This window comes from Trichocoleus sp. FACHB-46 (genome assembly GCF_014695385.1).
Lineage (GTDB): Bacteria > Cyanobacteriota > Cyanobacteriia > FACHB-46 > FACHB-46 > Trichocoleus.
This window is the reverse complement of sequence record NZ_JACJOD010000024.1, coordinates 72,957-86,167: the sequence shown is the minus strand read 5'-3', so window position 1 is coordinate 86,167 and position 13,211 is coordinate 72,957. Positions and strand designations below refer to the sequence as shown.

The following is a 13,211-nucleotide window of genomic DNA, read 5'->3' as shown; positions in this document are numbered from 1 at the left end:
CTATTGCCCCCGGAGAATATCCGCCGGACAGCGAAACCAGCAGTCTGGCCCTTGAATATGCAGATGAGCGGGCGTATCGGCAACCTTCAATAGTTTGTTAGCTAGGCTCGTGCAGCGCTTCAGCAACCGATCGGTAACAACGATCGTGGGACACATCACCAACAACACAGTGACATCATTTGCTTCTTGTACAATGCCCCACTCTGAGAGGCTGAGCAAAGCTCTCAAGGCTCCATCGCAGGATTGGTAAAAGCGTTGCTGAGTGCTAATCACAGCTCCCAATTCTTTCGCTAGTATCCAATCAGTTGGGCCTAAGGGTTGGGGTTGGTCGTCAGGGTGCCTCATGCTGTTTTTCCGACAAGGGGCTAGGGCTGAATTGCTGCACGTAACCGTGTCAGTATGCCCACCCCAGGTAGCGAGATCACAGAGGCTTTGCTTCGTACTTTTGGCGATGCTCGGCTAAGAGTTGGAGATAGTGCGGGTTCGTCTTGGCCTCAACCCATTTCTCCTTAAAGATAGCCGCCGATTCGGCCTTGATCGGATCTACGTCGTAAGGCAAAACTTGCTGTCGTGCTGCCTGCTGCTCAGCTTCAGAACCCGCTTTTTGCGGATTGGCTTGGTATTTTCTGCCGTTTTTGTGGTTGGCATAACGACGCGATCGCGTGTAACCCATTTGCAGAAATTTCCGAGCCATATCTGCTCCGACAAAATCTCCCTGTTCCAGATAGTCCAGAAACATCTGGTAAATCGTTTCGCTAGACTGTTTAGCGATCGCAGGAGTTTTGAAACGCCAGTGAGGCAGGATTTCTGCCTTGTATGGCTCTACCATCAGCACACCCTGTTCACCTTTGCCGACGCGGTACAGTTCTGGGTGCTGGCGGAAATCAATGGTTTTGAAGTCCAAAGAATAATCAAATGACATGGCTACTCTAGGTCTGATTTAGATTGAATAGAAGTGCTGGTGATCGTTCTGGCAATATGTTCTGAATGGAATGGTGCTCGTTATGCAATCTAGTTTCTCTACCTGCAACCCCACTTTGGCTCTTGGTATGCTGCGTCGCATGCATCACATCGCGTTGAATGTGCAAGATCTGCAAGCCTCGCGACAGTTCTATGGCACTTTGTTAGGGCTACAAGAGCTAACCGGAGATGCGATTCCAAGTACATTGCGATCGCTTGTAGAAGCAGGGAAAGTTGCTAATTTTGTCATGCCTGATGGTACTGTGCTCGATTTGTTTTGGGAGCCAGATCTCACACCACCCGATCTAGATCCTAGTCGAGGCTTTACCCGTGCCAATCATTTAGCCTTTGATATCGAGCCGCAATTATTTAATCAAGCTGTGGCAGTACTGCACCAAAATCAAGTCGCGATCGCAGAAGGCCCAGTCACCCGCCCCACCGGACGCGGCATCTACTTTTATGACCCCGATGGCTTTTTAATTGAGATTCGCTGCGACCCAGATACAGATCCAGATACCAGCGCTTAAACTGCCTTAGAAGCCGCCTTCCCAGTCAGGGCAAGTCCCTTGGTTGCCCCAACCATAGGGATGGAACCCACAAATCAACATATGTCGGCTCTCGTAAGCAGTGCCGTAAGCCACGCCGTGGTAGTGAGCGCAACCCTGGCAAGCTTTCGGACGAGAGGGTGCAGTCTCAATAAACCCAACTTGCGATCGCAGAATTTGTTGCTTACTTTGCTGCCGATGCCATTTCACATAGTCGGCTTTTCTAAAGAAATAGTTGGCCTTCTGAAACGGATCTTGGGTCGTATGCATAAAAGGTTTCTATAGGAGGTTTTACCTTCTAGCCTATCCAAGTAATTCTCGCTGCCGCATCACCCTTAAGCATATTCATCTGTTCTTGCCAGAGCCAAAGCATAAGTAGGATAGCTGTCAGCTAGACTACAACTGTGATCAGTAGATATGATCACAAGCAGCTTCGTAATCTGAGCTGGGAAAGGTGCCTTTGTTATGACACAAGTCAGCCTAATGGAACAAGCGAAGTCTGGAAGCCCTACAGCGATCGCAGCGTTGATTAATCGCTCCTTGCGGACTAAAGGCATCGAAGCAACGGTTGCCTTAGAGGAGGAATGTTTAAAGATTCTATTAGAGTCTGCTCAAGTACCTCCTGTTACCTTAGTGAGCGGAATTCAAAAAGGACTTACTCAGTTAGAGTCTGAGTCCTGGAAGCGAGTTGAGATATACGGTAGGCAGAAAGGTGAGGCAATTCCTGATTGGACTCGTAGCTTTGAATCCAATGCTACTTGTTTTGAGGTTCCAGATCCAAAGACTCCACTTACCTCTATAGCACCAGCCTTTGCTAAGCCAGAGTTACCCTCCCAGCAACCGTTACAGCAACATTTAGCAAAATGGCAGATTCCCGCTCTAGTACTCACCAGTGTTGCGGCTGTCGTGGTTGTAGGCTGGTCCTTGGTGTATGTGCAACGTGACATTGCAGCGTTGATGCGAAAACAACAAGCACCAACAGGTTTAAGTCAAGAGAACATCAAGTCCCATGAAGCAGCATTGGCAGAGGCAGAGCGAGAGCTGCGAACTGATTCCAACAACCACGAAGCTTGGTATCGCAAAGGCCAAGCCTTAGCTGGGTTAAATCGTCACTCTGAAGCTTTGAGCGCTTATGAAAAAGCTACTGAGATTAACCCTGCTGATTTTGCTGCTTGGAGTGGTCGTAGCCTGACCCTACGCCGACTAGGGTACGATGATGATGCTTTACTGGCGGCTGACAAAGCTCTCGAAATTAACCCAAAATTTGCTGAGGGTTGGAAAGACCGCTGTGGTGCTTTATTTACCTTGAATCGTTCGACTGAAGCTGTTGCTGCTTGCGATCAAGCCATTAAGCTTAAGCCAGATTTTCCGCAAGCTTGGTATAACCGTGGACTGGTGCTAGTGCAGATGGGGCAATATGAGAAAGCTGTGTCTGACTTCGATCAAGCAACTCAGGTTAAGCCTAATTATGGCGGTGCTTGGCGAGCTAAGAGCGCAACTTTAGCAATGTTGCAAAGATTTGAGGATGCTTTAGCCGCTTCAGATCGAGCGCTGCAAGCAGAAGGCCCCATTGGTGAGGTTTGGCTGGTACGAGGGCACATCTTGGCGAGTCAGCAAAGGTATGAGGATGCGATGCAAGCATACACTAAAGCTTTGAGGACTAACGAGGATCGTAACTCGGTGACAGTCGCTCAAATTGTCTTAAAGCGTAAGTGGCAATGGTACCGAGAAGCAACCGCTAATCAAGATACAAGACGGCAAACTCAGCTGAAACAAGCAGGAATTTGGTACTACCAAGCTAGCTTGTTATCCTATACAGTAGCTAATTCACAGGAACTGAATCTGATGGCTTTAGATAAGGCTGTGCAGATCGATCCCAAAGATGTGGATGCTTGGAATAGTCGGGGTTGGAATTTATCAGATCTAGGGCGGTATGAGAAAGCTCTAGCCTCCTACGATAAAGCTACTCAGGTTGATCCGGAGTTTGGTTGGGCTTGGTATAACCGAGGTCTATTACTAGAGACGCTAGGACGCTATGAAGAAGCCTTAGCATCTTACGATAAAGCCATTCAAGCAGGCTCTTTTCCGGCTGTAGAAAGGACAAAGCGAGAGTTGTTGCAAAAATTGGGTCGATAAAAGTTGGACAGAATTGGGATTCCTACAGATAGGATTTGTAGTGCCTTAGAACGCAGGGTACAGGTGGGACATGCCTTGGTTTGCCATCATCAATGAGCGAGATATGCCATGACGCAATCAGAGGTTTTAGCACAAGCAAAACAAGGAGACCCCCAGGCGATCGCCCAGTTGATGAACCGTTCGCTGCAAAGTAAGGGCATCACAGCAAAAGTGAACCGCAAGGAAGGCTCTCTCCGAGTGTTGCTGGAGTCGGATCAGCTGCCCGATCAACAAATCATGATTCGGTTCATTGATCAAGGAATTGCTAAGTTGCAGGTTCCAGGGCTAGAAACGGTTCAGGTATATGGGCAAAGAAGCGGTCAAACGATGCCAGCTTGGAGCCAAACCTTGAATTTGATCGAGACTAACCCCAGCGATGATTTTGTCACGGATACTGCGTCAGATATTTCAGCGCGTCAGTCTTCCAAGATTGCTTCTGATGTATCTCAGAACGTAACAGGGGCAAAACTACCTCAACCTAAGGCTCTGATTTGGTTAAGTAGGCTGCTCATGACTAGCCTATGGGTGCGCCTAAGCCTTGATGTTTTATTCGTCGTCTACTTTATCGTTTGGGCTACCTCATACTATGTCTACAATTTGCTGGGGATTGCCGATGCTACAGGATTCTTGGCAAGCTTAATTAATGCAGTCATCAAGCTCATTTACAATTTATGGTCACCCCTAGATAGTTTCAGTGGCTGGGTGTATTTAACCGCGTTGCTTTTGATGTTAGTTTGGCTACACCAAACCCATGCGAGACTGAAACACATCTTCCAGCGCTATCCGATTTCTGGTGGGGGAGCGATCGCTCGATTTGTAATTCCTTTGTACAGCCTCTGGGGAATCTGGAATATCTTTACCACGCTAGCAGAGCATCTAAAGTCTCAAGGCAAGAGTCTAGCGCAACGAGCAATCGCTATACGCCAATGGCTACCGTGGTTCTACATTGCCCTGATTACTTCTAACCTGTTAGATCAAGTTTATAGAGTAAGCGTGAGACTGGGCAGTGAGGAAAATCTATCTTCCTGGTTTTTTGTCGCTAAAAATGGAGCCTCCCTGTTTCTCTCTATTGCTTTGCTGCAAATGGTACAACTCACCAATAAGTCTGTGACTGAGCTAAGTAATCCTCAGAAATAATGCGGAGTTGGTTGCAGTTTACAGCACTATCTTTAGGTTGTAATACAGCTAGCAAGAGCATCACTGAGGTTGTTTAACGTCGAGTCTAGCAATCGCAGTTGATGGCGTTGGTGGGAAAGTTCTAGGGGTTCGACGGGTACAGAGAAATTGAAGATTTGCTCGGCGGTGATTTCGTAGTCGCGCAGTGCTGCCAAAGCCAGAGTGCTGAAGCGAATTAAATAATCTTTCGCAGCCTCCGAACAAGCTTGCTGAGTTTGGACTGTGTAAGCTGCGGCAGAAGTGGGCGATGTCGAGGCGGAAGTATCAGTGGTTTGATTGAGCAGATAGCTGGCTCCTCCTAAAACTGCGGCTCCTAATGGGCCTCCTAACACCCAACCTAGCCCAGTGGCGATCGCGACAGGTGTAGAATCACTCGATGAACTGGAGCTTTTGGTTGTGGGTGGGTCTTGTGTCAGGAAGACTTGAGGCGCTTCAGGGAAAGCAAACCACGGATCTGTGGGTCGAGGACAGTTGAGAAAATCACAAGCTTTGTAAACCCATGCGGCGAGCGATCGCTTTTGCTCGTTCCAGCCAGGTTTCAGTGTGTTGGTTTCCCAGGTAACGAAGTCAAATCTCTGGAGAGCGTCGGCAACATCGGCTTGGTAGCGATCGAGCAGGTTAGGGAGAGATAGCCAATCGCGGCATTGAGTAGCACTGGCGAGAAACCCATCTTTGATCAGTTTTTGGACTTTTTGGCGGATTTCTACTTTTTTGTTGCGGGTTTGTTCTGCTGTGGCGATTTCATGGGCGATCGCTTCTCGCTTAGCTTGTAAGGCTTGTTGTACTTGGTTCGCTAACACGACTACACGCGGTAAACGAGGTTCGCTCTGACCACGCTGTGCTTGGACAATGCTCTGCAAAGCAGATTCAAACATAGGGAGTCCTGCCGTCTGAGCCGCTGCCATATCTCCTTTTAGGCGGGATCTCAGGGCAGGTAAGGCATCGACACGATATAGATTGCTAACACCCGGAGGTAATTGTGAACGAAAACTCTCAGCGACAAATCGCATGCGCCGATACACTTCTTTTTGGTCGTCGGTTTCCAGTAAGTTGAGGAAATTGACGACGAATACCACCGTGGTAATGCCGCGATCGAGCAACCAATCCCGCAGGTTTTCTCGCTCTCCCAAGGTCATTAGTTTGCGGCCATCCAAGACTTGCACGACCAGATCTGCGGTTAAGAGTTGGTCTTTCACTAAGGCATCTTGAGCTTCGCGATCGTTAGTTCCGGGTAAATCTAGCAGCTCTACGCCTGTTTGCAAAAAAGGATGGGGACAGTACACCTCAACCGCAGCCACATCCTCTCGCATCCGCCGCTGATCATCTAAGGTGGCAAATCGCTTCAAAACATCGGTGCCCGTTTCGCAGATCTCAGCGCCACTGCTCAACAAAATCCGAGTGGATAAGTCAGAGCCGTACTTAACTCGAATCGCTGCGCCTGTGGTAGGAATCAGGTCAATGGGTAAAGCTTTTTCACCGAGTAGGGCATTCAGCAGCGTGGATTTGCCGTAGTTGAAGGGGCCGAATACTGCGATGCGAAAATCAGAACTGGTTAGGCGATCGCAAACTGCGATGACATCTTGCTTCAAGGGTGAATTGGGTTCTAAGTCCAGCAGACCTACCGCTGTTTTAAGCGTCGTTAGTAAATTCTGGGAAGCGTTGGGTGACTGCATACGGTTGACTTGAACGCCTGTTTATAAGATATCAATCTCAAAAAATTTGTCTAGAAATGTCTGTGGAAGTGTCTTTAGGAGCGTCTGGGGAAGCGATCGCAAAGAGCCTCATCAATACTTGTATTAAAGTGATATTTTTGCTCAGAATTTGAAGGGAATTTTGGCTGAAAATTTTGTTAAAAAAAGGGGAGAGAGTGCGCTCAGGCAAGTATTTATACTCCCTTTAGGAAAATCAATTATTTCGATTAACTATACCTCCAGCGGTACGAATGAATCTGTAAGGCCTCCTAAGCTGAACGCAGGATTGTGAAAATCCACAGTGAATTTTGAGATATCTCTTAATTTCATTGCACCGAATTTATTAGGAGCCTGAGGCCAAGATTATGTTTTTTCATAAAAAAGAACCCATTCATACAGTTCAGGTTAATGAGCCCGATCCTCGGTTTGCTCAGTTGATGCTAGAGCAGTTTGGTGGAGCCACCGGAGAACTCTCAGCCGCCTTGCAGTACTGGGTGCAGTCTTTCCATGTGGAGAATGCCGGGATTCGAGACATGCTGCAAGACATCGCGATCGAGGAATTTAGCCACCTCGAAATGGTAGGCAAATTGATTGAAGTTCATACAAAAGATGTGGACCAAACAGAAGCCTACAAGAGTACGCTCTTTGCAGTGCGCGGTAAGGGGCCTCATTTTCTAGATAGTCAAGGAAACAACTGGACTGCTAGCTACTTGAACGAAGGCGGAGATGTGGTGCGTGACTTGAGAGCAAATATTGCCGCAGAAGCGGGTGCTCGTCAAACCTACGAAGAGTTGATCAAGTTATGTACCGATGAAGGAACCAAAAAAACCCTCGTTCATCTGTTGACACGCGAAATTTCGCACACGCAGATGTTTATGAAAGCGCTAGATTCTATGGGCAAACTCACTGATCCGATGTTTGGCAACATCCAGCCAGATGAGACTGTAGCACTCTACTTCAACTTATCGACGGATGGGGATAAGCCAGACGAACGTGGCCCCTGGAACTCTGAGCCTACCTTCGAATATGTGGCTGATCCGCTAAATACTTCTGCTAAATAAGTCTGAAGAACGGGAAAACGCGATCGCGTTTAAACCCTGAGTAAGTTTTGATAAGCCGTCTCAACGTTTTGACTGTCAGAGAGGACAGATTTTTCAATTCCTTTGAGGCGGTTGATTTCATTCTCACGATTAATTTCATGGGACGTTTTTTGTTGCAAGAGGTTTTCTAGCTCGGCTTTACGCGATTGAATATCGTCGTTGATGCGCTTAATCACCTCGCGCTCGTAGGAATCAAAACATTCTTGGATTGCACTGTAAATGGGTTGCCACTGCTCTTGAGCCACCTGCGGCAAATGTTTCACAAGCTCTTTTTTCGTGGCTTTTACCAATTCTTTGCGGGATTGATCGGCTTGCGCCACTCCCATTCCTAAGCCAATTAAGCCCAGCCACAAGGGACCGAGCATAATACCGAACATAGACGACGCCACCACGGCAATGCTGGTCACAGTCAGGAAGTTGAGCAAAATATTTTGCCAATCGAAGCCTGCTCCCGCCATTGCCACGCCTGCTAAATTACCTCTGGCGAGAGAGACTAAACCCATTGCCCACTTCGCCCAAGCAGGAGAATCATCTTCAGTTGAGGCGTTGGTGCGAGTCTGGATCTTTTGTCCGGTTAACTTGGCCGTGATTTGGTCGGTGACTTGGGTATAAGAGGCACCATAGTTCGCAGCCCTGCTGGAGAGTTGGGTAAAGGCAGCTTCCATATCCTTTTGGACGGTGAGGCTCCAGGCGCAGAACTTGTCATTGACATATTGCTGAAAGGATTTCTCTAGCTCTGCTGCAAATGCTTCTCGCTTGCCTTGACTGAAAAAGTCCATGAATTGCAGATTCGGTTGGTACTGCAAAAAGTCTTGCTCAAAGGTATGCTCCAGGTTCAACACATAGGTGCGGAAAGAGTCTGCGATCGCTCTAGCTCGACGATCTCTCAAGTTGCGGATCTCATCTTGAAACTGGTCGCGAATTTCGGTGAGTTTGACGAACTCTGGTTCTACCGAGTTAATTCGTTGTTTAAGTTCATTCACATCTTGATCGAGCAAGGGAATGCGCCGAGCGATCGCTTCTCCTACATGAGTAGCTGCTTGCCGCGCTAAAGTTCTGGCTTGCCGCAACTCAGAGATGGCTCGCTCCTGGGTTAAAAAGATGTTCAGTGCGCCCATAAACTCTGGGAAGCCTGTATCAGCGAGAGCAGCGTCTGGATTCTTGACTCTCAAGCGCAGGGCTTTGAGCGAAGATAACTCAAATACCCGTTCTTCGTAGAGGTCATAGCCATCAGCCACACAATATTCTGCTAGGTTGGCTTTGAAAACACGTCGTAGTTTGGTTGCGGCCTCTTCTAATTCTTCAGTATCATCAGGGTCAATCAAGCTTTCCCGCACCTGGTCCCAAGCATTCACCAGAAAGAAAACCGTCAGACCTCGGCCCTTGATGTAGTTTTCTAGGTAGCGGCGTTCACCCAACGTACAAGGTTGAGAAGCCCGTAAGACAAATAGAATCGCATGGCAGTTGTTGATGTATCCGAGAGATAACTCATTCCGCGCTTCCGTGTCGTTCAACCCCGGACTGTCCACAATTTCTACCCCACGTTGCAGTAGGGGAAGCGGGTATTCTACGATCGCGCAATCGATGTTGGGGAAAGCCTGTTTTTTCTGTTGTTCTAGTTGTTTAGCCTCTCCTGGATCAATTGTGTAGCGCTGCTTAAAAGTTTTGAAGTCGAGCTGTTCTGGACGAGTGCCGTCATTGAAGTGCACTGTCACTTTCTTCTCCAGCCCGTAGCGCAACACTGTGAGGATAGCGGTGCAAGGATTGACATCACTAGGTAACAGGTTTTCTCCGATCAGCGCATTCAGGAAGGTACTCTTGCCCCGCTTCATGTCACCCAATACCAACAGCCGAAATACGCCCTGCTGCAAGTTTTTGCTGGCTACAGCGAGATCTTCGATATCACGTTCTAAACCGAGCTGCCCCGAACTACTGGCTCCCTCTAGCTCGGATTGTTTCAGAGTATCTACCATGCGGCCCAAAGAGTTGGCGACCTGCGATCGCACTTGAGCCACGCGATCTAAATCGTTGAGAAATCCTGTCGCTTCAATTTTGGCACTCATGGTTGTTGATATTTTTTAGTGGAGCGAAATGAGCAGTTAAAAGTAGACGCGATCGCCAGCCAGTCAGGAATTGACATATCCCTAATCGTTGATCACAGCTAAACGGATAGAAGCAACATGGAGTTATAAACTGATTCAACGGTACGGATTTCAGACAATACTTCTGCGTCTAAGGCTTGTAAACGCTTGGCTTCCGCTTCTCGATTAATCTCATGGGATTCCTTCTGCGCTACTAAATTGTCCAGTTCAGCTCTGCGTGCTTGAATATCATCATTGATCCGCTTCATTACTTCTCGCTCATAAGCATCAAAGCAATCTTTGATCAGTTGATTGATTGGGTTCCATTGATCACGAGCGATATCAGGAAGATGTTTGACGAACTCTTTTTTCGTAGCTTTAACAAACTCTTGGCGAGCTTGATCCAGTTGCAAAGCACCAATTCCTAAACCGACCAACATAATACCAATCGGCCCAATAAAGGCACCTGTAAACAGCGCTAGAAAGCTGGTAATACCAATCACCGCAATATAGTTGACCAGGATGTTTTTCCAATCAAACCCTGCTCCCGCCAGAAACACCCCAGCAATATTGCCCGATGTTAGGGAGAAGAATCCCATCGCCCATCTCGCCCAAGTCGGAGAGTTATTTTCTGATGAAGCGTTGCCTGTGTAGATGGTTTGCCCAATCAACTTCTCAGTGATGGTGTCGGTGATGCGGTTGTAATCAGTGCCATAGCTGGCAGCACTTCTACCCAGCTCAGCAAAGGCGGTACTGATTTCCTGCTCAGCCGTACGTTGCCAAGCTACAATCTTTTCGTTGATGTAACGCTCAAACGCTTGCCGACAAGCAGCATTAAACTCTTCTCGCCGTCCCTGAGAGAGAAAATCCCAAAAACTAATGCCTGGTTGATAGCGCAAGAAATCAGTGTCGAACGTGGTGCCTAAATTGAGAATGTAGGAGCAGAAATCAGTCGCAATCTCCTTGGCTTTGCGATCGCGTAGCTCTCGGATTTCCGCTTGGAACTGATCGCGAATCTCATTCAGTTTGGCAAATTCTGGCTCCACAGACTTCAGGCGTTCCTTTAGTTCCTGCACATCCTGATCGAGCAGGGGGATACGACGGGCGATCGCTTCGTGAGCATGGTTATAGGCTTGGCGAGCCAGGGTCGTCGCTTGGCGCAGTTCTGCCACAGCACGTTCTTGAGTCAGAAAGCGACTAAGCGCGGCTTCAAATTCCGGGAAACCTGTTCCGGTTAGCGGGTCGGCAGCATCTTTGAGGCGGCGACGCAGAGCATCAAGTGAGGACAGTTCAAAGACGCGCTGGTTATACAGATCTTGACCATCGACGCGGCAATACTCCGCTAAGTTCGTGCGAAACACCTGCCGTAGCTTGGCTTCTGCCTCTCGCAGTTCATCGGCATCATCCAAGTCAACTAAGCTTTTACGAATTTCGTCCCAAGCATTAATCAAGAAGAAAACGGTGAGCCCTCGGTCTTTGAGATAATTCTCTAAATAGCGGCGTTCGTCTAGGGTGCAGGGTTGGGAAGCTCGGAAGACAAACAGAACCGCATGGCAATTGTTGATGTAGCTAAGCGATAATTCGTTGCGTGCTTCGGTGTCATTTAGTCCAGGACTATCAACAATCTCCACACCCTTTTCCAGGAAGGGTAAAGGATATTCCACCACAGCATGGCTAACTTGGGGAAAAGCGAGTTGCTTGACTTCCTCTAGCTGTTTGGCTTCGCTCGGATCTATTGTGTACTTTTGCCTGAAGCTGGTGAAGTCTAGGCGCTCAGGCGGGCGATCGCCTTTGAAGTAAACCGTAACTTGCTTCTCCGGGCCATAGCGCAATACAGTTAGCAGAGCAGTGCAAGGGCTGACATCGCTGGGCAGCAGGTTCTCGCCAATCAAGGCGTTGAGCAATGTGCTTTTACCCCGCTTGATATCTCCCAAAACTAGCAAGCGGAACACACCTTGGCGTAAGTTCTGGCTAGTGAGGTTTAAATCTTGAATCTCTCCGTCTAACTCCAGCTTGCCAGAAGCTTGGCTACTCTCGACCTCAGCTCTACTCAAGGCTCCCGAAATATTGTCTAAATGTTGAGCCATTTGATGCCGCACTCTAGCAACTCGATCTAGATCGAGTAACAAACCTTCCGCCTCAACTTTGACGCTCATGAATCCTGCCTCAATTGAAATAACTTGATGCCTAAATGGAATCTTGGTTTAACGTCGATTCGCTCGATTTGCTGCCCCAACTGCAATCAGATGATGACGAACTACATGCTCGAAGTGATAAATGTAGGCAGCCGCAATCACCCAAACTACTGTCGGAATCGTGAATAAATAGTGAGTTTTATCCCAAGCTAAAAACATGGAATATAAGGGGTAAAGCGATCGCCAAGTGGGCAAGAAGGGGCCCACAATCCCAACGGTTGCCAAAGTCGCTAATAGAATGGCTGACCATCCCATCACGCCTTCCCACCAACTCATGAGGCTGGGAAAAAACCCTAAATTGGGCTCCATTTCAGGCGATCGCGTTTCGGGAAAGAAGCGATCGAGAAATAGGTGTAATAAATGATGAAAAATCGCAATGATCACAATGGGAGAGAGCAGCGCCAACACGCCAAAGGAGATTGCCACAGGTGGCAGGAATCGAGCCATAAAATAGCCCATTTGCCAAATTAGTTTCACTGCAAAAGCAAGGCTACCCGTCAGCAAAACCAACAGTACAGCGCTCATCCATGCACTCGGTACCGGAATCCAAGCAGGCCAGTTTTTCATGGGTAAAACCCCTATGAAGGGGAGGAAGAGGGCGTTGTAAAAGTAGCTTTAGAGAGGGAACGTCTCGATTGATTCTTGTCTAGTAGCTGCTGCCTCGAAACGTAGCTATTTTCAACGTCTAGCGCGATCGCTTTCAAAAAACAGTTTGTACGCGACCCAAGCTACTCCTCCCACAATCACCACTCCCGTGAGCCAGGTTGCAATCCGAATCGTGATGATCACTGCAACTGCAATGCCCATAAACTGAGCCACATTCACCAGCTGCTTGGACCATTGCTGCAATGACTTTTTAGATGGCTGGTGTTTCGCGGTTTCATAGAGAGGGGGCTGATGTGTTTGATTGATTTCAGCTTCTAGCTCCCGGAGCCGCAAGGCATGTTCTCGCTCTCGCAATTCTTTTTCTCGCCGTCGCAATTCTTCTTCTGGGTTACTGCTAGGGTTCATGGGTCGTGAAAGTCCTGACGGGGTGGAGTGAGTAGATGCCTAACCCAGGTTTGGATCTGAAGCAGGCAAGGAACTGCTCCACAACCTTAGCCTTCCCGACCGGGCACTGCCTAGACTAAATTAAAAATTTTCATTCTAAAGGGGGATGTTACTTAACCAAATCTTTAAGATCACTTAGGCGATCGCACTTGAACTCGAAAACCCTGTAACAATGCCTCTGGAATCGGATGTGGTCGCGTGGTGGTGCGCTCTACCCAGACCCATAATGCTTCTCCTA

Annotated in this window: 12 protein-coding genes; 4 read left to right on the top strand and 8 right to left on the bottom strand. The window is 48.2% G+C overall.

Going from position 1 to position 13,211, the window contains the following annotated elements; all coding sequences use genetic code 11:
• Both H6F72_RS14270 and H6F72_RS14265 read right to left on the bottom strand, forming a co-directional pair.
• The gene (locus H6F72_RS14270; RefSeq protein WP_190436629.1) at positions 1-345 is read right to left on the bottom strand and encodes a hypothetical protein; all 345 of its coding nucleotides are present in this window, start codon (positions 343-345) and stop codon (positions 1-3) included.
• Between the two features lie 76 nt (positions 346-421).
• Positions 422-922 (bottom strand): DUF4385 domain-containing protein, encoded by a 501-nt coding sequence (locus H6F72_RS14265; protein WP_190436626.1) that lies wholly within the window; start codon positions 920-922, stop codon positions 422-424.
• 82 nt (positions 923-1,004) lie between these two features.
• Here H6F72_RS14265 and H6F72_RS14260 point away from each other — a divergent pair, with 82 nt between their 5' ends.
• Positions 1,005-1,487, top strand: a complete 483-nt coding sequence (locus H6F72_RS14260) for a VOC family protein (RefSeq protein WP_190436623.1) — start codon at positions 1,005-1,007, stop codon at positions 1,485-1,487.
• A gap of 6 nt (positions 1,488-1,493) precedes the next feature.
• On the opposite strand, the gene H6F72_RS14255 is transcribed toward H6F72_RS14260, so the two are convergent.
• Positions 1,494-1,775: a hypothetical protein gene (locus H6F72_RS14255; RefSeq protein ID WP_190436621.1), complete on the bottom strand. Its 282-nt coding sequence runs from the start codon at positions 1,773-1,775 to the stop codon at positions 1,494-1,496.
• A gap of 195 nt (positions 1,776-1,970) precedes the next feature.
• On the opposite strand from H6F72_RS14255, the gene H6F72_RS14250 reads away from it, so the two are divergent.
• Entirely contained in the window at positions 1,971-3,641 is a 1,671-nt protein-coding gene (locus H6F72_RS14250; RefSeq protein ID WP_190436617.1) for a tetratricopeptide repeat protein, read from the top strand.
• 108 nt (positions 3,642-3,749) lie between these two features.
• Positions 3,750-4,817 (top strand): hypothetical protein, encoded by a 1,068-nt coding sequence (locus tag H6F72_RS14245; RefSeq protein WP_190436613.1) that lies wholly within the window; start codon positions 3,750-3,752, stop codon positions 4,815-4,817.
• Between the two features lie 32 nt (positions 4,818-4,849).
• Here the strand turns inward: H6F72_RS14245 and H6F72_RS14240 are convergent, their stop codons facing one another.
• Entirely contained in the window at positions 4,850-6,529 is a 1,680-nt protein-coding gene (locus tag H6F72_RS14240; RefSeq protein ID WP_190436611.1) for a dynamin family protein, read from the bottom strand.
• A gap of 383 nt (positions 6,530-6,912) precedes the next feature.
• Here H6F72_RS14240 and H6F72_RS14235 point away from each other — a divergent pair, with 383 nt between their 5' ends.
• On the top strand, positions 6,913-7,608 hold the full coding sequence (locus H6F72_RS14235) for a manganese catalase family protein (RefSeq protein WP_190436608.1): 696 nt from the start codon (positions 6,913-6,915) through the stop codon (positions 7,606-7,608).
• Between the two features lie 29 nt (positions 7,609-7,637).
• Here the strand turns inward: H6F72_RS14235 and H6F72_RS14230 are convergent, their stop codons facing one another.
• The 4 genes from H6F72_RS14230 to H6F72_RS14215 form a co-directional block, all read right to left on the bottom strand.
• A complete protein-coding gene (locus H6F72_RS14230) occupies positions 7,638-9,710 on the bottom strand; it encodes a dynamin family protein (protein ID WP_190436604.1) in 2,073 nt (690 codons plus the stop codon).
• Positions 9,711-9,808: 98 nt separating this feature from the next.
• Positions 9,809-11,884, bottom strand: a complete 2,076-nt coding sequence (locus H6F72_RS14225) for a dynamin family protein (RefSeq protein WP_190436601.1) — start codon at positions 11,882-11,884, stop codon at positions 9,809-9,811.
• A gap of 48 nt (positions 11,885-11,932) precedes the next feature.
• Positions 11,933-12,490 carry a hypothetical protein gene (locus H6F72_RS14220; RefSeq protein ID WP_190436598.1) on the bottom strand — a complete coding sequence of 186 codons (558 nt, stop codon included), beginning with the start codon at positions 12,488-12,490 and terminating at the stop codon, positions 11,933-11,935.
• 111 nt (positions 12,491-12,601) lie between these two features.
• Positions 12,602-12,934 (bottom strand): hypothetical protein, encoded by a 333-nt coding sequence (locus H6F72_RS14215; RefSeq protein WP_190436596.1) that lies wholly within the window; start codon positions 12,932-12,934, stop codon positions 12,602-12,604.
• Positions 12,935-13,211 lie beyond the last annotated feature (277 nt).

Coding starts and splice junctions, on each gene's coding strand:
- H6F72_RS14270 (WP_190436629.1), bottom strand. CDS start 345: ATGAGGCACCCTGACGACCAACCCCAACCCTTAGGCCCAACTGATTGG.
- H6F72_RS14265 (WP_190436626.1), bottom strand. CDS start 922: ATGTCATTTGATTATTCTTTGGACTTCAAAACCATTGATTTCCGCCAG.
- H6F72_RS14260 (WP_190436623.1), top strand. CDS start 1,005: ATGCAATCTAGTTTCTCTACCTGCAACCCCACTTTGGCTCTTGGTATG.
- H6F72_RS14255 (WP_190436621.1), bottom strand. CDS start 1,775: ATGCATACGACCCAAGATCCGTTTCAGAAGGCCAACTATTTCTTTAGA.
- H6F72_RS14250 (WP_190436617.1), top strand. CDS start 1,971: ATGACACAAGTCAGCCTAATGGAACAAGCGAAGTCTGGAAGCCCTACA.
- H6F72_RS14245 (WP_190436613.1), top strand. CDS start 3,750: ATGACGCAATCAGAGGTTTTAGCACAAGCAAAACAAGGAGACCCCCAG.
- H6F72_RS14240 (WP_190436611.1), bottom strand. CDS start 6,529: ATGCAGTCACCCAACGCTTCCCAGAATTTACTAACGACGCTTAAAACA.
- H6F72_RS14235 (WP_190436608.1), top strand. CDS start 6,913: ATGTTTTTTCATAAAAAAGAACCCATTCATACAGTTCAGGTTAATGAG.
- H6F72_RS14230 (WP_190436604.1), bottom strand. CDS start 9,710: ATGAGTGCCAAAATTGAAGCGACAGGATTTCTCAACGATTTAGATCGC.
- H6F72_RS14225 (WP_190436601.1), bottom strand. CDS start 11,884: ATGAGCGTCAAAGTTGAGGCGGAAGGTTTGTTACTCGATCTAGATCGA.
- H6F72_RS14220 (WP_190436598.1), bottom strand. CDS start 12,490: ATGAAAAACTGGCCTGCTTGGATTCCGGTACCGAGTGCATGGATGAGC.
- H6F72_RS14215 (WP_190436596.1), bottom strand. CDS start 12,934: ATGAACCCTAGCAGTAACCCAGAAGAAGAATTGCGACGGCGAGAAAAA.